Origin of the sequence: Kitasatospora sp. NPDC096140, assembly GCF_040303045.1 — a bacterium.
Classification (GTDB): Bacteria; Actinomycetota; Actinomycetes; order Streptomycetales; family Streptomycetaceae; genus Kitasatospora.
In genome coordinates this window covers 168865-185933 of record NZ_JBEOUW010000012.1, presented here as the reverse complement: position 1 = coordinate 185933, position 17069 = coordinate 168865, and the positions used below count along the sequence as shown (strand labels likewise).

Sequence of the window (17069 nt, the reverse complement as noted above, 5' to 3'; positions counted from 1 at the left end):
GTGGTTCGAGGCACCCCTCCGGACCGTGTATTGTTCTCCAGGTCAGCAGGCGCCGCTAGCTCAGTTGGTTAGAGCAGCTGACTCTTAATCAGCGGGTCCGGGGTTCGAGTCCCTGGCGGCGCACAGACAGTTGGGGAGCCTCTCGCAGCAGCGAGGGGCTCCCCGATTTTTTGGCCCTCGAAGTCCGATTTGCGTGTGATGTCGGTCTCGATTGGTGCCCCGACGGAGCCATCAGGCCCGTCCTGCTCGTCAGGGCAGTAAAACCGGAATCGGGACAAAGGTCCCCGACCGCCGATGTCCCCCGCCCGTGCAGGCTGCTTCGGTCCGCCCGCAGGAAAGGCCGCGCTTTGTCCCGAAACGCCCAGAGCGGCCGTCGCACGCCGCCGATCAGTCTCCGGCCGGTCAAGCGCTTCGTGCGCTCCACCGGCGCGGCCGGCTTCTCCGGCGGACCCGGTGGGTCCGGTGGGTCCGGTGGGTCCGGCGGCGGCAAGCCGCGTCGGCCGAAGCGCACCGGCTGGCGCCGGCTGATACCCACCTGGCGGATGACCCTGCTCGGCTTCGCCTCGGCGCTGCTGCTCGGCATCGGCCTGTTCGTGCTGGGGATCACGCTGGTGAAGGTCCCGGACGCGCACGCCGCCGCGACCGCGCAGAGCAACACCTGGCTCTACTCGGACGGCTCGGTGATCACCCGCACCGGCCAGACCAACCGGCAGAACGTCGCCCTGGACAAGGTCTCCCCCGCCGCCCAGCACGCCGCGCTGGCCGCCGAGGACCGCAACTTCTACAACGAGGGCGCGGTCAACATCCAGGGCCTGGTCCGGGCCGCGGTCAACACCGCCAAGGGCGAGGGCACCCAGGGCGGGTCCACCATCACCCAGCAGTACGTGAAGAACACGTATCTGAACCAGAAGCAGTCGATCACCCGCAAGGTGAAGGAACTCTTCATCGCCATCAAGGTGGACGCCACCGAGAGCAAGGACGACGTCCTCTCCGGCTACCTGAACACCTCCTACTACGGCCGCGGCGCCTACGGCATCCAGGCCGCGGCCCAGGCCTACTTCGGCGTCGACGCCTCCGCGCTCAACCCGGCGCAGGGCGCCTACCTGGCCACCCTGCTGAACGCGCCGAGCGCCTACGACGTGGCCACCGCGACGGCCGCGGGCAAGCAGAACGCCGTCAACCGCTGGAACTACGTGCTCGACGGCATGGTCAAGGAGGGCTGGCTCCCCGCCGAGGAGCGGGCCGCCACCACCTTCCCGGACGTCCGGGACCCGCAGCCCAACCCGGGCCTGTCCGGCCAGGCCGGCTACCTGGTCGACGCGGCCACCCAGTACCTGACCTCGACCAACGTCATCAGCGAGACCGAGCTGGCCAAGGGCGGCTACACGATCAAGCTGAGCATCGACCCGGGCCGCCAGCAGGCCCTCCAGGACTCGGTCCAGGCGCAGCTGCGCGACACCCTGAACCCGGACAAGCGGAAGAAGGACGCCTCCGCCCAGGCCGGCGCCGTCTCGGTGGACCCGAAGACCGGCGCGGTCGTCGCCCTGTACGGCGGTGTCGACTACGTGAAGCACTACGTGGACAACGCGACCCGGCGCGACTACCAGGCCGGTTCGACCTTCAAGGCGATCGCGCTGGCCGCCGCCTTCGAGAACGACGCCAAGACCCAGGACGGCCGCACCGTCACCCCGCGCACGGTCTACGACGGCACCAGCGGCCGGAAGGTCCGCGGCGGCAAGGGCACCCCGTACGCGCCGCCGAACGAGGGCGACAAGAGCTACGGCCAGATCACCCTGCAGCAGGCCACCGACTGGTCGGTCAACTCGGCGTTCGCGCAGCTCGCGCAGGACACCGGGCTGCAGAAGGTCAAGGACACCGGCATCGCCCTGGGCCTGCCCGGCAACACCCCGGGCCTCGACCCGGTGCCCTCCATCCCGCTGGGCGCGGCCACCCCGAGCGTGCTCGACATGGCCGGCGCGTACGCCACCCTGGACAACGGCGGCAAGCAGATCACCCCGTGGCTGGTGCAGTCCGTGGACCGCGAGGGCGAGGCCGTGCCGCTGCCCGCGCACAAGACCACGCAGGCGATCAGCGCGGACACCGCCAACCAGGTCACCTCGATGCTCCAGGGCGTGGTGAGCGACCCGGGCGGCACCGGCTGGCGAGCAAAGGGGCTGGGTCGCCCGGTGGCGGGCAAGACCGGCACCACCGACGACCAGAAGTCGGTCTGGTTCGTCGGCTACACCCCCGAGCTGGTCACCTCGGTCGCCCTGTTCGGCCAGGACCCGGGCACCGGCGCCCAGGTCAGCCTGAGCGGCGTCGGCGGGATCGACGGCGCGGCGGGCGGCCAGTACCCGGCGCAGATCTGGACGGCCTACATGAAGGCCGCGCTCAAGGGCCAGCCGGTCAGCGACTTCCCGACCCCGGCCGACGACTACTCGGGCGCCGACGACCTGCCGACCGCGCCGAGCACGCCGAGCGGCACCCCGTCGACGGTCGCCCCCACCGGCGGCCCGACCAGCGGCCCCACCCCCTCGGGCTCCGGCTCGAAGGCGCCGTCGGACGGAACCGGCGGGGCCACCACGGCGCCGACGGATCCCCCGACCGACCAGCCGACCGGTCAGCCCACCACCCGGCCGACCGGACGACCCACCACGCGGCCGACGCCGACCACGCAGCCGACCACGGACCCGACCTCTCAGCCGACCACCCAGCCCACGGGCGGGACGGACGCGCTCGTCGGGGCGGGCACGGCGGCCTCGTCGCGGTCCGGGGGCTGACCTCAGCCGGTCCGGGGGCCGGCTTCGGGGCTGACCTGCTGGGGGGCTGACCTCGGGGGAAGCGAGTGATCGACTGATCGGGCTCGGCCGACCGGGCCCGATCGGTCGACTCGGTGATTGCGCCAGTGCGCACAGTTGAGTGCAGGACCAAATGCCGAAATGGCGCCTTACCGAACTATCGGTATGACTGTCACAATGCGGCGGTGCACAGATCAACGGCCTCCCCCACCCTCCCCTCGGGCCGAACCCTCGGCCTCGGTCTCGCGCTGGTCTCCGCCTTCGCCTTCGGCGGCTCCGGCACTGCGGCCAAGCCGCTGATCGAGGCCGGCCTCTCCCCACTGCACGTGGTGTGGCTACGGGTCACCGGCGCCGCCGTGGCGCTCCTCCCGATCGCCTACCGGCACCGGGACGCCGTCCTGCGCCGTCCCGGCCTGCTGCTCGGCTTCGGCCTGCTCGCCGTGGCGGGCGTCCAGGCCTGCTACTTCGCGGCGATCTCCCGCATCCCGGTCGGCGTCGCCCTGCTCATCGAGTACCTCGGGCCGCCGCTGCTCATCAGCTACGTCAAGTTCGTCCAGCGCAGGCCGATCAGCCGGGGCTCGGCCATCGGCGCCGGCATCGCGGTGGCCGGACTGGCCTGCGTGGTCGAGGTCTGGAACGGCCTGAGCTTCGACGCCCTCGGCGTGCTGTTCGCGCTCGGCGCCGCCTGCTGCCAGGTCGGCTACTTCGTGCTCGCCGACGCCGGCCGCCGGGGCGAGCGCCCGGTCGACCCGCTGGCCGTCAGCGCGTACGGGCTCCTCATCGGCGCCGTCCTGCTCACCGCCGCCGCCCGGCCCTGGCAGGCCGACTGGAGCCCGCTCGGCGGCGACGTGGTGATGAACGGGCACACCCTGCCCGCGTTCGTCCCGGCCGTGTGGATGGTCCTGATCGCGACCGTGCTCGCCTACCTGACCGGTGTGATCTCCGTCGGGTACCTCTCGCCACCGGTCGCCGGGGTGGTGGCCAACCTGGAGGCCGTGGTCGCCACCGTGCTGGCCTGGGTGCTGCTCGGCGAACACCTGGGGCTGCCGCAGATCGCGGGCGGCCTGCTGGTGCTGGCCGGGGCCTTCGCGGCGCAGGTCAGCACGCCCGGGGCGGAGGAGAAGGCGGCGGTGGCACCGGACGCGACTGCCGCCGTGGCCGGGGCGGCCACCGACCCGGATCCGGAGGACCGAGCGGCCACGACCGCTCGGACGGGATCCGCGACGGCTTCGTAGGAACCGGCGGCGGCCACCGGCTCCCGCCGCCAGCGGGGCCGGCGGGTCGCCGCCGAGCATGAGACCGACGGGGCCGCCGCCGAACGCGGGGCCGACCGGCCCTCCGCCGAACGCGGGGTCAGCGGGCTCACCGCCGGACGTGGGCCGACAGTGCCGCCGCCGAGCGTGGGCTCAGCGGCCGGTCCAGCCGAACCAGTCGAAGTGGTTGATCGGCCAGACGACGGCCGACACCGGCCCGACCACGTTGCTCACCGGCACGGCGCCGCCGCCGGGGCCGCGCTGGTGGTAGCGGGAGTCGGCCGAGTCGCTGCGGTGGTCGCCCTCGACCCAGACGTAGCCCGACGGCACCTTCACCGGACCGAAGTCCAGGCCCGCGCAGGAGTCGTCGCCCGGGTGCAGGTACGGCTCGTCCACCTTCCGTCCGTCGACGCTCAGGGTGGTCCCCTCGCACTGGACGGTCTGGCCGCCGGTCGCGATGACCCGCTTGACCAGGTAGTTGTCGTCCTTCGGCGGCACCAGCCCGACGAAGCTGAGCGCCGAGCTCACGCCGTCGGTGAGCGGGTTCGGGTCGGTGGGCTGGGGCGGCAGCCAGCCCCCCGGGTCCTTGAACACCACCGGCTGCCCCGGCTGCGGCTCCCAGCCGGTCAGCGGCGCCAGCTTGTTCACGCCGACCCGGTCGCCGATCCGCAGGGTGTTCTCCATCGAGCCGGACGGGATGGAGAACACCTGGAACAGGCAGGTCTTGATCAGCAGCGCGACCGCCAGGCCGACCACGATCATCGCCGGCAGCTCGATCCACCACGGGCGGGGACGACGGCCCGAACGGCCTGTCCCGTCACCGCCACCCGGACGGGTGCCCCGGCGCCCGCGCGAGCCACGGGCCCTGCGGCGCGCCTCGGCACGGCCGCCGGACACCCCGTGGGTGTGCGGGGCGTCCTGGGCGGCGGAATCGCCGGGGGCTCCGCTGGGCGTATCGGGCAGGTTCACCGCCATCGTCGCTGCTCCACCTCTCCGGCCGGGGAACCTGCACGGTACGCCAACCGCGGAGCCTGGCGAAATCGGGCATTTAGCCGTCACCGACATCCCGGGGCGCCTCCGTCCCGCCCTGCGCGGGCTGCGGACGGATGCCGGCGGCGCCCCCGGGGCCCCTCCTTCCTGCGGTTCTCCCCCTCAGGAGCCGCAGTTCCCCCTTCAGGCGCGGGCGATGGCCTCGTGGTGCCGGATGACCTCGGCGATGATGAAGTTCAGGAACTTCTCAGCGAAGACCGGGTCCAGCTTCGCGCCGGCGGCCAGCTCGCGGAGCCGCTTGATCTGGTCGCGCTCGCGTGCCGGATCGGCCGGCGGCAGCTTGTGCTCGGCCTTGAGCCGGCCGACCCTCTGGGTCGCCTTGAAGCGCTCGGCCAGCATGTGGACCACCGCGGCGTCGATGTTGTCGATGCTCTCGCGCAGGCTGGTCAGCTCAGCCCGTACGGCGTCGTCGATCCCCTCGGACAGGCCGGCGTCGGGGGTCGTGGAGTGGTCCGTCATCGGGGCGGCTCCCGGTGTCTGGGTGGGCGCCCGACCGTACGGCGGCCGGGCTCGGGCCCGGGCAAATCTAACAGGGCCCCCGCTCACGCCAGGCACCGCTGAGCGGATCCGTCCACGATCCGGACAGCCGTCCGGACCCCCGGAACGCCCCCGGGCGACCGGCACCGCCCGGCCCTGCCGACGCGGCGTGACACGCCGGGCCGGGCACCGGGCTGCCCGTAGGCTGGTGCGTGCATGACCGGAAGTGACCGCTGAGCAGTCCCCTGTAGTGGAGGTACCGATCGTGGCAACCACTCGCACCGCTCGTACGGCCTGGGAGGGCAACCTCCTCCAAGGAAAGGGCCAGACGACCTTCGTCTCGTCCGGGATCGGCACGTACCCGGTGTCCTGGCCGGCCCGCGCCGAGCAGCCCAACGGCATGACCAGCCCGGAGGAGCTCATCGCGGCCGCCCACTCGGCGTGCTTCTCGATGGCCCTCTCGCACGGCCTGGCCAACGCCGGGAACCCGCCCCGCACGCTGGACACCCAGGCCGACGTCACCTTCCAGCCGGGTGAGGGCATCACCGGTATCCACCTGACCGTCACCGGCGACGTGCCGGGCCTGGACGAGGCCGGCTTCGTCAAGGCCGCCGAGGACGCCAAGGCCAACTGCCCGGTCAGCCAGGCCCTGACCGGCACCACCATCACCCTGACGGCGAAGCTGGCCTGACGGACCGACGACTGACGGACCGACGACTGACGGACCGGCGGCTGACGGACCGGCGGCTTCCTCCGCCACTTCGTCCGCTCGTCCGCCCCAGGTGCCACCCCGGCGCGCAACCGGCGCCCGGGGGCGTGACTTCGGCGCACGCGCCCCTGGTGCACATCATGTGATGTGCACCAGGGGCGTCTGCACGTACCGCCACCCATGATCACAAAGCGGGCGAATCACCCTCGCGGCGGTCACCGCGCGTTGCCGTCGCGGCCTATGATCGGCCGAAGCGCCCTGTTCTTCACGCGGGTCCCCGTGCGACAGCGCCCCACGGCGGGCGCGCCGCAGCGGACCGACTCCGAGGACCGCGACAGAGTGCGGAGCCGGCCGCCGGAATCCCGACTGACCGGCCTGACCATCGTCAAGCGTCAGCAGCGGACGGGAGCATGCCGTGCCGGGCCAGAACGAGGGGGCCGACGCACACCACCCGGGCGTGCGGCACGAGGAATCACCACACCACCGCCGCCTCGCCGCGCCGTTCCTCGATCCGGCCGCCGCGCCGGTCCCCGGCGCCGCAGTCGGACCCGTCGCAGGGGTCGGACCCGTCGGCGGAGCCGCGACCGGGCCCGCAGTGGGGCCTGCGGGAGGGCCGGTGGGAGGGTCGGCCGCAGGATCCGGCGCCAGGCCGTCCACCGGAGCGCTCGCCCCGCCCGGTGCCTGCGGGACGCTGGAGGAACCCGAGGTGCTGCTCTGCCCCACCTGCTCGGCCCCGCTCACCGACGGCACCCACCGCGCCGGGGCCGACGGGGCCGACCGGGCGAACGGCGGCGACCGGCTGCTGGCCGCACTGCGGGCCAGCGAGTCCCGGTTCCGGGCAGCCTTCTGCGACGCGGTCATCGGGATGGCCCTGATCGACCCCGAGGACCGGATCATCGAGGTCAACCCCGCCTTCGCCACCCTGATCGGACAGGGTGTCGGCGACCTGGTCCGCACCCACCTGCACGAGATCATCGACCCGGAGGGCATGCCGGCCAGGCTGTTCTCCGAGCTCGTCCACGGGGAGCGGGAACGGTTCCGCGTGGAGAAGCAGCTCAAGCACCGCGAGGGCCACGACGTCTGGAGCAAGGTCACCGTCTCGCTGATCCGGGACGGCGCCGGGGAGCCGCTCTACACCCTCGCGCTGGTGGAGGACATCTCCGAACAGCGCCGGCTCGGCGACCGCCTGGAGTACCAGGCCCTGCACGACCCGCTGACCCGGCTGCCCAACCGGGCCTACTTCTTCGAACGGCTCGACGCCGCCTGCGTCACGGCCGCCGAGGAGCCCGCTCCGGGCCCGACCGACGACGAAGGCCGCCGGGTCGGCGTCTGCTACCTGGACCTCGACGGCTTCGCGGCGATCAACGAGGCCCTCGGCCACCACATCGGCGACCAGCTGCTGATCGCCGTCGCCACCCGGCTGCGGCGCGGGTTCGACGGGTACGACACCCACCTGGTGGCCCGGATGGGCGGCGACGAGTTCGCCGTCCTGGTCACCGACAGCCTGGGCAGCGAGCAGCTGACCGAGCTGGCCGGCCGGATCCTGGAGGTGCTGGAACGTCCCTTCGACGTCGCCGGGCACCGGCTGGTGATCACCGCCAGCGTGGGCGTGGTCGAACGGTCCGTGCACGAGACCACCCCGACCGACCTGGTCAAGGACGCCGACGCCACCCTCTACTGGTCCAAGGCCGACGGCCGCGCCCGCTGGACCCTCTACGACCCGGACCGCGGCGCCCACCAGCTCACCCGCCAGCTGCTCGCCACCGCGCTGCGGCCGGCCCTGGAACGCGGCGAGTTCACCATCGAGTACCAGCCGCTGGTCGGCCTGGCCGACGGCGCCGTGCACGGAGCCGAGGCCCTGGTCCGCTGGCGCCACCCCCGCTACGGGACGCTCTCCCCGGACCGGTTCATCCCGCTCGCCGAGGAGTCCGGCGCGATCGTGCCGCTCGGGAAGTGGGTGCTGGAGGAGTCCTGCCGCCAGGCCCGCCAGTGGCTCACCGAGTTCCCGGACACCGAGACCTTCGTGAGCGTCAACCTGGCCGCCCGCCAGATCTGGGACTCCGACGTCGTCGCCGACGTCGCCCGCGCCCTCGAACGCACCGGCCTGCCCGCCCGGCTGCTCCAGCTGGAGATCACCGAGAGCGCCCTGCTCGGCCCCGGCGGACGTCCGCTGCAGGCCCTCCAGGCCCTCGCGGACATGGGCGTGCGGATCGCCATTGACGACTTCGGCACGGGCTACTCCAACCTGGCCTACCTCTCCAGGCTCCCCGTCCACGTACTGAAGCTGGACGGCACCTTCATCGAGGGCTTCCGCGACCCGGCCCCCGCCGACCGCCCCGGCCTCCCCGAGCTCGGCACCCGCCGCAGCGACGCCGACGAGCAGATCGTCGGCGCAATGGTGCAGCTGGCCCACACCCTCGGTCTGACCGTCACCGCCGAGGGCATCGAGAGCGCGGCCCAGGCCGAGCGGCTGCGGCTGACCGGCTGCGACACCGCCCAGGGCTGGTACTTCGCCCGACCGGGCGAGGCCGCGCTGGTCGCGGCCATACTCCGCGACGGCCGCCCCGCCCTGGACGGGCGGTAGCGGCAGCAGGACGCGGAGGCGGGGCGGCGGGCAGCCGCCGCCCCGGGGCGGTCAGGCGTGCACAGCGGCGGTCGGGGTGGTCAGGCGTGCACAGCGGCGGTCGGGCCCCTGCCGTCAGGCGGCTCCTGCCGTCAGGCGTCTGCCGTCAGGCCGTACGCCTCGGCGATCAGGCCGTAGGAGCGGAGGCGGGCCTCGTGGCCGTGGATGTGCGAGGTGACCATCAGCTCGTCCACTCCGGTCCGCTTGCGCAGGGCCTCCAGTCCGTCGGCGACCCGGCCCGGGTCGCCGAGCACGACGTTGTCGAGCCAGCTGTCGATGAAGTCCGCCTCGGCCGGGCTGTACGGGTACTGCTCGGCCTCCTCCGGGGTGGGGATCGGGCCGGGGTTGCCCCGCCGCAGCCGGAGCATGCCGAGCGCGGCGGAGCGGGCCAGCCGGCGGGCCGAGGGCTCGTCGTCGGCGGCGACCGCGCTCACGCCGATCAGGGCGTACGGCTCGGTGAGCACGGCGGAGGGGCGGAAGGACGACCGGTAGAGGTCCAGGGCCGGGAGGGTGTTGGCGCTGCTGAAGTGGTGGGCGAAGGCGAACGGGAGGCCGAGGCGGCCCGCGAGTCGGGCGCTGAACCCGGAGGACCCGAGCAGCCAGACCGGCGGGCGGCCCTCGCCCCGGGGAACGGCGGTGAGCTGGGCGTACGGGTGCCCGGCGGGGAAGTCGCCGTCGAGGAAGTGGGTCAGCTCGGCGAGCTGCTGGGGGAAGTCGTCCGCGCCCTCGGCCTGGCCGCGGCGCAGCGCGCGGGCGGTCGCCGGGTCGGTGCCGGGGGCGCGGCCGAGCCCGAGGTCGATCCGGCCGGGGTGCAGGGCCTCCAGCAGGCCGAACTGCTCGGCGATGGCCAGCGGGGCGTGGTTGGGGAGCATCACGCCGCCCGAACCGAGCCGGAGCGTCGTGGTGTTCGCCCCGAGGTGGGCGAGCAGGACGGCCGGGGTCGAGCTGGCCACGCCGGGCATGCCGTGGTGCTCCGCGACCCAGAACCGGTGGTAGCCCCACTGCTCGGCCTTGCGGGCCAGCGTCGTGGTGGCCGCCAGCGCCTCGGCGGGCGTGTGGCCGGCGCCGACGGTCGCCAGGTCGAGGATCGAGAGCGGAGCGGGCGCCGTGCCGCGGGCGGTGCCCCGGATCGCTGCGCCGGCCACCGGCCCGGTCCCGTGCTCCTGCTGGTCCTCGCTGGTCATGCCGTCCGCCCTCCTGGCTGTCGTGAGCCGTCCTCCGTGTGGCGACGTGCCGGTCCCGGACGGCCCGGCGGTCGCTGTTGCCGACCGGGGTCAACCACGGCGGGCGGCTCGCTGTTCCCGTGGTCGGGGCACCGTTCGCCCCCGGTCCGAACACGTTTCGGCCATTCCTCCAGGGGCCGCCGACCACTCGTGCAACTGACGGAGAGCCAGCGCACGGACACGGTTGGCGACTTCACGCCAGCGCCGGAAGTCGCCAGGGCCAGGGCTCGCGACGACGGCCGACATCCGGCAGGCTGGTGATCAGGAGCGGATCGCTGAGCGGGATCCGCGCTCCACCAGCAAGATCGTCGGGCTGGACCAGTTCCGGACGATCACTGCGAGCCCTCGGCGCGGCACCCCGCCCCGGGGGCTCGTTCGGTTCCTGGCGGCGACGACGGCAGCCTTCCCCGACGGAGGCTCGTCCTCCGCCCCGCCCGGTGCGCACGGCCCGGCACCCGGCGGAGCGGCCGGAACCGGCGGTCGTGATCTGCGGCATACCGGGGTGCTTCATGCCATGAAAAGTCGAGGCGCTAGCGTTGACCCCTACAGCCACCTGCTCGCTCGGGCGGCGTGGAGGGAGTAAGGGCCTTGAACTTCGTGGCGGCGATCGGATCCTCGTGGATCTGCGCCCTGGCTCTGTTCGCCGTGCTCGGCGACGCCCTCCTCCCCTTCATCCCCAGCGGGACGCTGGTCATCCTGGCCGTGCTCAAGACGGCACAGATCAACGGGGCTCCGCTGATGCTCGGCCTGGGCGTGGCGGTGGCCTCCTTCCTGGGTGATCTGCTGTTGCTCCACCTGGCACGGCGCGGCGCCCCGATGCTGCACCGCCGGCTCGCCCGGCGCCCCAAACTGGCGGCCAGCGTGGCCCGGGTCCAGGAAGCCCTGGTCGAACGCCCGCACGGCGCGGCCGCCGCCATGGTGGTGATCGCACGGTTCGTCCCGGCCGGCCGGACCGTCCTCGACGTGGCGATCGGCCACTCCCCCGCCCATCCGCACCGCTTCCTGCACTGGTCGGCGCTGGCCGCACTGATCTGGGCCGCCTACATCGTCACGCTGGGCTGGCTGAACAGCCACTGGTTCAACACCGCCTGGCTGAGCCTCGTGGTCTCCTGCGCGGCGGCCACCGCCATCAGCACCGCGATCGCGCGGATCGTGCGCCGCAACCGGCGGCTCGCCGCGCTCTGATCGGCCCACCCGGGGTGGCCGGCGCTCGCCGCCCCTGCCGGCCTCGACCCCCACCCTCGGCCCTGCCCTCGGCCGCCGACCTCAGCGGGGCGACCTCCGACCTGCGACCTCCGCGGGGCGCTGTCCGCGCTGGAACGACTGCCCTGGGGGCACACTGCCCATCAAGGGGCAAAAATTTCCCCAAAAGGGCGATCAAACGGGCCGAACGCTGACGAACCGCCACCAACCCCGGACGGACCGGCGGTACCGTACTGCGCGGGCCGCGAGGAATGCGAAGCGTCACAGGACGGCAACAGATACCGGATCCCTGCAGCCCGGCCGGACGCACCCGACGTGTTGAGAGTCGTCGGAGCCCGGCGGCCTTGGAGGCCGTTGCGGCGACATGACATGCTAGCGGCGGAATAATCATCAATTGCCCGATTTGACCGGTGCGGCCGCGGACCGCCCTCACCACCGGTATCGGTACCCAGGGGAGACCATGACCAGCATCTCGCGCAGGACGGTGCTCAGTGCGACCGCTGCGACCGCGGCCCTCGGCGCGGTCTCGGCCTGCTCCAGCGGCGGATCCGGGTCGGGTCAGGGCTCCGCCTCCCCCGGCTCCGGCGGCGCGAGTGGCGCCCAGGACGGCGGCGCCGGCGGTCAGGCCCAGCCGGTGGTGCCCAAGGGCACCCCGATCGGCGACGGCTCCAATGCGGACACCGGCCCGCAGCCCAACCAGCCCAAGCCCGAGAAGCTCAAGCCGGGCGAGCGGCCGCCGCAGTTCGTGGTCTTCTCCTGGGACGGTGCCGGCGGCACCGAGGACGGCCAGTTCCCCCGCTTCCTGAAGCTGGCGGAGCAGTACAAGGCCACGATGACCTTCTTCCTCTCCGGGATCTACGCCCTGCCCAAGGGCAAGGCCGACCTGTACCACCCGCCGAAGCACTCGGTCGGGGCCTCGGACATCCCGTACCTGTCGGACGGCGCGGTCAAGAGCACGCTCAAGCTCATCAGCCAGGCCTGGCTGGCCGGGCACGAGATCGGCACCCACTTCAACGGGCACTTCTGCTCCAGCCGCCCGGACAAGAACGGGGTCAACATGTGGACCCCGGAGGACTGGCAGAGCGAGATCGACCAGGCCATCGGCTTCGTCACCCAGTGGCGGACCAACACCGGTTTCACCGACGTCGATCCGCTCCCGTTCGACTACAAGAAGGAGCTCATCGGCGGCCGCACTCCGTGCCTGGAGGGGCAGAAGGCGCTGCTGCCGACCATCGCCAAGCTCGGCTGGAAGTACGACGCCAGCTCGTCGGGCGGCCTCCAGATATGGCCGCAGAAGGTGCAGGACGGCAAGGTCTGGGACTTCCCGCTGCAGTCCATACCGTTCCCCGGGCACACCTTCCAGGTCCTGTCGATGGACTACAACATCCTGGCCAACCAGTCCAAGGGCAGCACCAAGGGCGACCCGGCCAGCTACAACGACTGGCGCACCCAGGCCGCCGGCTCCTACCTGGCGGGCTTCGAGCGCGCGTACAACAGCAACCGCGCACCGTTCTTCATCGGCAACCACTTCGAGCAGTGGAACGGCGGCATCTACATGGACGCCGTCGAGCAGGCGCTCAAGTCGATCGCCGGCAAGCCGGACGTCCGGCTGGTCTCCTTCAAGCAGCTGGTCGAGTGGCTGGAGGTGCAGGACCAGTCCACCCTGCGCAAGCTGCGCTCGCTCAACGTCGGCCAGGCGCCGGCGGGCGGCTGGGAGACCTTCCTCGGCACGGCCGGCTGACGCACGGCCGGGGTGCGGCGGAGAGCAGCACCGCTGGGGGCAGCACCACCAGGAGGGTGGACCGACGGAAACGGGCCGCCGGGGGCGTGGCGGCCGGTGGGTGTCCTGACCCCGCCGGCCGCTGTCGCCCCGGTCCGCCCCGGTCCGGTCGAGCGGGTGGCTACCCCGCGGCGGGGGCGTCCGCGAGCAGGCTGCGGACGATCCGGTCGGCCCCGGCCTCGCCCCAGAGGATCGAGTAGTGGTTGGAGTCCGGCACCGGCGAGGCCGGAACCCGCTCCGGGTCCAGCCCGGCCAGCCCGATCCGTTGGTGGTCGTAGAGGCCCTGCGGCTCGTCGAGCAGTCCGCGTTCCGCCCAGAGCAGTTCGGCCGGGCAGGGCAGCCGGTGCACGGCGGAAGCCGCCTCCCGGTCCAGGAGCACCTGGGCGCCGTCGGCCTGCACGGCCTCCAGCACGCAGGAGGAGCGCAGTTCGGGCACCGCGCCGACGAGGTCGCGCTGGGTGTAGGCGTCGATCCCCTCCGACCACGCACCTCCGAAGGCCGGGTGCCGGCGCCAGAACTCCCGGTAGGCCTCCTGGTCCGGGAAGGTCATCGACAGCCGGGCCAGTGCGGGCCCGAGCACCGCGGCCAGGGCGTCCTCCTCGCGAACGCCCTCCGGCAGCGGGAAGGTCACCGCGCCGTCCACCAGCAGGACCCGGCGGACGAGTCCGGGGTGCCGCACGGCGGCCAGGGCGGCGACCCAGGCCCCCATCGAGTGGCCGACGACCACGGCGGGCCCCGTGTCGAGGGCGGTGATCAGTGCGGCCACGTCATCGGCGTGCCGGGCCAGTCCGTACGGTCCGGAGACCGAGCGGCTGGCGCCACGGCCCCGCAGGTCGGGCGCGACCAGGGTGACGCGTCCGGCCATCCTGCGGGCGACCTCGAACCAGGCGAGGCCGTTGGCGGTGATGCCGTGCACCGCCACGACCGTCGGCGCCCCCGGTTCGTCGGCGGGCCAGCGCAGGACGGTCAGGTCCCCGCCGGGCACGGGAACGGTCGACTCCTCGGGTTTCAGTGGTGACTGGCTCACGCGGGGGCACCTCCGGTGGGGCGGGCGGTCCGGACGTCGGCCGGCGTCCGGGCGGAGCGGGCGGATCTGGCGGCGTGGATGCGGGCGGGCAGTCCGGCCAGGCCGCCGGGCAGCAGGTAGACCACGGCGACGAACAACGCGCCGAGCAGGAAGAGGGGTTGGGAGAGCGGCACCCGCAGCGCCGCGGGCAGGTCCGCGACGGCCGTGGAGTTGGCGAGGTCGCCGAGCCGGTGGCTCGCCCAGGTGTACAGGACACCGCCGAGCAGTGGGCCCCAGCGGGTGCCGGACCCGCCGAGGACGACCATGACCAGGAGGGCGAGCGTGGCGTCCGAGGAGGCGGCCTGCGGGGTGGCGCCGCCGGTCAGCAGCAGGTAGACCACCCCGCCCAGCCCGGCGAGCGCGCCGGCCAGCACGAAGGCGACCAACTTGTAGCCGTAGGGGCGCAGTCCGAGCACCTCGACCCGGCGCTCGTTCTCCCTGATGCCCTCCCAGACCCGCCCGATCGGCGAGTTGACGGCCCAGTGGACCGCGGCGACCGTCAGCACCAGGTAGCCGACGGCGATCCAGTAGAGGGTGGCGGTGTTCTCGATCCCGAGCAGGCCGGAGGGCAGCAGGTCGGCCGGGGCGGACCGGCCCTCCTCGCCGCCGGTGACGCCACCGGGGTTCCGCTGGACGAGGATGGAGCCGGCCTGGGCGAAGGCGAGGGTGACCATGGAGAAGCCGATGCCGGTGACGCGCAGGCTCACCGAGCCGAGCAGCAGGGCCAGCAGCACGGTGCAGGCGACGCCGAACACCGCGGCGGCGGCGAACGGCAGTTGCAGCTCCAGCATGCCGAGATCGGTGGCGTAGAGGCCGGTCGCGAAGTAGAGCGCGTGGCCGAAGGAGAGCAGTCCGGTACGGCCGAGCAGGAGGTCGTAGCCGGTGGCGAGGGCCCCGTAGAGCAGGCACAGGGCGAGGAGTTGGAGGCTTCCCGGGCTGCCGAGCGGGCCGTCGAGCAGTCCCGGGACGGGAAGCGCACTGTATGGGGCGACAAGGAGCGTGATCAGCAGGGCGATCGGCCACCAGCGTAGCGCTCTGTGCAGCACTGTCCAGCGATGAGTGAATGAATCACCTGTTCGAGTGATCATGGCGGACTCGCGTGTGTGTTCCCTCTGGGTCGTGGGAAGGCCGGTGTCAGTCCCCCCTGCCGGGGCGGCACTGCGGTGGACCGCGGGGCCACCGGTGCTCGTGATCGGAGTTTCGGCGGTCACGCGAGCCTCCCGGTGAGTCCACGGGGTCGGACCAGAAGCAGTACGGCGAGCAGGACGACGACCGAGAGGTCGCCGAGCCCGGCGCCGGTGTAGTAGTTGGCGAACTGCTGGACGAGGCCGACGCCCACCGAGGCGGCGGCGGCCCCGGTCACGGATCCCATGCCCCCCATGACCACGACGACGAAGGCGAAGATGAGCAGACCGGTCCCCTGGCCGGGATTGACCGAACCGAAGTAGAGACCGCCGAGGGCGCCGCCGAGCGCGGCGGCCGCCCCGCCGAGGGCGAAGACGAGGGTGAACGCCCTCCGGACGTCGATGCCGAGCGCCGTGACCATCGCCCGGTCCTCGACGCCGGCCCGGACGACCAGCCCGTAGCGGGTGCGGGCGAGGAACAACCGAAGAGCGAGCAACAGCAGCGCGGCGGCAGCCACCAGCACGAAGCGGTTGACCGGGACGGTCGCACCGAGCACGTGCCAGGTGCCGGACAGCAGGGCCGGCTGGGGGAAGGGGCGGGCGTCCGCGCCCCAGATCCCCATGAGCAGGGCGGGTACGGCGAGCCCGACCCCGACGGTGGCGAGGATCTGATCGCGCGGGCGGCTGTAGAGCGGCCGGATCAGGAAGAGCTCCAGCAGGACGGCGGCGGCCGTCCCGACCAGGGTGCCGAACGGCACCGCGAGCCAGAAGGAGAGACCGGCCTCGGCGCCCGCCCACCAGGTGGCGTACGCGCCGATGGAAAGCAGGGCGCCGTGCGCGAAGTTGAGCACGTCCATCAGACCGAAGATCAGCGACAGACCGGAGGCGACCAGGAAGTACAGCGCACCGAGACCGAGCCCGGTACAGGAAAGGAGGACGACGGTGTCCATCAGGGCTTCACCTCCGCGGTGACGGCAGGAGCGGCCGGGGAGGCCGCGGGCCGGGACCCGCCGGCGAGCGGGTGGCGGGAGCCGACGCCGAGCAGGCGGCGGGCGGCTTCCTCGTCCGCCAACAGCTCGGCGGTGTCCCCGCGGTGGGCGGTTCGGCCGTCGGCCAGGACGGCGCAGGTACCGGCCAGTCGGCGGACGAGGGCGAGGTTCTGCTCGACGAGGAGGACGGGCACGGCCTCGGCTGCACGCGCCAGGACCTCGGCCACCTCGGCGACGATCCTGGGCGCCAGGCCCTTGGTGGGCTCGTCGGCGATGATCAACCGGTTGCGGTTGAGCAGCGTCCGGCCGATCGCCACCATCTGCTGCTGGCCACCGGAGAGCGTCCCGGCCAACTGTCCGGCGCGGTGCTTCAGTTCGGGGAAGAGCTCGTGGACGAGCGGGTAGTTCGGCTCGGTGACACTCTCCCCGCCCGGGGCCCCGCGCTCGGCGAGGCGGAGGTTCTCGGCGACCGTCAGACCGGCGAAGACCCCCCGGTCCTCGGGCGCGTACCCGATGCCATGGCGAACGACCAGATGTGTGGGAAGGGAGGAGAGTTCGGCACCGCCGAGGCGGATGCTGCCCGTACGCGGCACCAGGCCCATGACGGCCTTGACGGTGGTGGTCTTGCCCGCACCGTTGCGGCCGAGGAGCGCGGTGACACCGGTGGGAGCCACGTCGAGGTCGACACCGTGCAGGATGTGCAGCCCTTCGACGACCACCCGCAGGTCACGGACGGAGAGGAGGGGTTCGGCACCCGGCGCCAACGAGGAGGAC

13 protein-coding genes and 1 tRNA gene are annotated in these 17069 nt (G+C 73.0%); 7 read left to right on the top strand and 7 right to left on the bottom strand.

Translation table 11 applies throughout. From position 1 onward, the window contains the following. Positions 1-49 precede the first annotated feature (49 nt). The 3 genes from ABT048_RS15540 to ABT048_RS15530 all read left to right on the top strand — a co-directional run bounded on the left by ABT048_RS15540 (position 50) and on the right by ABT048_RS15530 (position 4033). A tRNA-Lys gene (locus ABT048_RS15540) sits at positions 50-123 on the top strand. A 224-nt stretch (positions 124-347) separates the two neighbouring features. After that, a complete protein-coding gene (locus ABT048_RS15535; protein WP_350521885.1) occupies positions 348-2780 on the top strand; it encodes a transglycosylase domain-containing protein in 2433 nt (810 codons plus the stop codon). A 203-nt stretch (positions 2781-2983) separates the two neighbouring features. Next, positions 2984-4033: an EamA family transporter gene (locus ABT048_RS15530; RefSeq protein ID WP_350521884.1), complete on the top strand. Its 1050-nt coding sequence runs from the start codon at positions 2984-2986 to the stop codon at positions 4031-4033. Positions 4034-4204: 171 nt separating this feature from the next. Here the strand turns inward: ABT048_RS15530 and lepB are convergent, their stop codons facing one another. After that, entirely contained in the window at positions 4205-5026 is an 822-nt protein-coding gene (gene lepB, locus ABT048_RS15525; RefSeq protein WP_350521883.1) for a signal peptidase I, read from the bottom strand. 198 nt (positions 5027-5224) lie between these two features. After that, positions 5225-5560: a chorismate mutase gene (locus ABT048_RS15520; RefSeq protein WP_030060240.1), complete on the bottom strand. Its 336-nt coding sequence runs from the start codon at positions 5558-5560 to the stop codon at positions 5225-5227. A 283-nt stretch (positions 5561-5843) separates the two neighbouring features. Between ABT048_RS15520 and ABT048_RS15515 the strand changes: the two genes are divergently transcribed. Then, complete coding sequence (locus ABT048_RS15515) at positions 5844-6269, top strand: OsmC family protein (protein WP_350521882.1); 426 nt, start codon at positions 5844-5846, stop codon at positions 6267-6269. Between the two features lie 724 nt (positions 6270-6993). Continuing rightward, the gene (locus ABT048_RS15510; RefSeq protein WP_402806400.1) at positions 6994-8871 is read left to right on the top strand and encodes a putative bifunctional diguanylate cyclase/phosphodiesterase; all 1878 of its coding nucleotides are present in this window, start codon (positions 6994-6996) and stop codon (positions 8869-8871) included. A 131-nt stretch (positions 8872-9002) separates the two neighbouring features. On the opposite strand, the gene ABT048_RS15505 is transcribed toward ABT048_RS15510, so the two are convergent. Further along, positions 9003-10094 (bottom strand): LLM class flavin-dependent oxidoreductase, encoded by a 1092-nt coding sequence (locus ABT048_RS15505; RefSeq protein ID WP_350521880.1) that lies wholly within the window; start codon positions 10092-10094, stop codon positions 9003-9005. Positions 10095-10730: 636 nt separating this feature from the next. Between ABT048_RS15505 and ABT048_RS15500 the strand changes: the two genes are divergently transcribed. Both ABT048_RS15500 and ABT048_RS15495 read left to right on the top strand, forming a co-directional pair. Further along, a complete protein-coding gene (locus ABT048_RS15500) occupies positions 10731-11318 on the top strand; it encodes a DedA family protein (RefSeq protein WP_350521922.1) in 588 nt (195 codons plus the stop codon). Positions 11319-11796: 478 nt separating this feature from the next. Next, positions 11797-13077, top strand: a complete 1281-nt coding sequence (locus tag ABT048_RS15495; protein ID WP_350521879.1) for a polysaccharide deacetylase family protein — start codon at positions 11797-11799, stop codon at positions 13075-13077. Positions 13078-13237: 160 nt separating this feature from the next. On the opposite strand, the gene ABT048_RS15490 is transcribed toward ABT048_RS15495, so the two are convergent. From ABT048_RS15490 to ABT048_RS15475, 4 genes are all read right to left on the bottom strand, one after another. Further along, positions 13238-14143: an alpha/beta fold hydrolase gene (locus ABT048_RS15490; RefSeq protein ID WP_350521878.1), complete on the bottom strand. Its 906-nt coding sequence runs from the start codon at positions 14141-14143 to the stop codon at positions 13238-13240. Then, the gene (locus ABT048_RS15485; protein ID WP_502894014.1) at positions 14140-15270 is read right to left on the bottom strand and encodes a branched-chain amino acid ABC transporter permease; all 1131 of its coding nucleotides are present in this window, start codon (positions 15268-15270) and stop codon (positions 14140-14142) included. Before ABT048_RS15485 ends, ABT048_RS15490 begins: the two co-directional genes overlap by 4 nt. A gap of 119 nt (positions 15271-15389) precedes the next feature. Beyond that, a complete protein-coding gene (locus tag ABT048_RS15480) occupies positions 15390-16256 on the bottom strand; it encodes a branched-chain amino acid ABC transporter permease (RefSeq protein ID WP_350521876.1) in 867 nt (288 codons plus the stop codon). Further along, complete coding sequence (locus tag ABT048_RS15475; RefSeq protein WP_350521921.1) at positions 16256-17059, bottom strand: ABC transporter ATP-binding protein; 804 nt, start codon at positions 17057-17059, stop codon at positions 16256-16258. The genes ABT048_RS15480 and ABT048_RS15475 overlap by 1 nt, the downstream gene beginning before the upstream one ends. Between the last annotated feature and the right edge of the window lie 10 nt (positions 17060-17069).

Bases quoted from the DNA above. Each gene is read 5' to 3' on its own strand.
- lepB (WP_350521883.1), bottom strand. From the start codon at position 5,026: ATGGCGGTGAACCTGCCCGATACGCCCAGCGGAGCCCCCGGCGATTCC.
- ABT048_RS15520 (WP_030060240.1), bottom strand. From the start codon at position 5,560: ATGACGGACCACTCCACGACCCCCGACGCCGGCCTGTCCGAGGGGATC.
- ABT048_RS15505 (WP_350521880.1), bottom strand. From the start codon at position 10,094: ATGACCAGCGAGGACCAGCAGGAGCACGGGACCGGGCCGGTGGCCGGC.
- ABT048_RS15495 (WP_350521879.1), top strand. From the start codon at position 11,797: ATGACCAGCATCTCGCGCAGGACGGTGCTCAGTGCGACCGCTGCGACC.
- ABT048_RS15485 (WP_502894014.1), bottom strand. From the start codon at position 15,270: ATGATCACTCGAACAGGTGATTCATTCACTCATCGCTGGACAGTGCTG.
- ABT048_RS15480 (WP_350521876.1), bottom strand. From the start codon at position 16,256: ATGGACACCGTCGTCCTCCTTTCCTGTACCGGGCTCGGTCTCGGTGCG.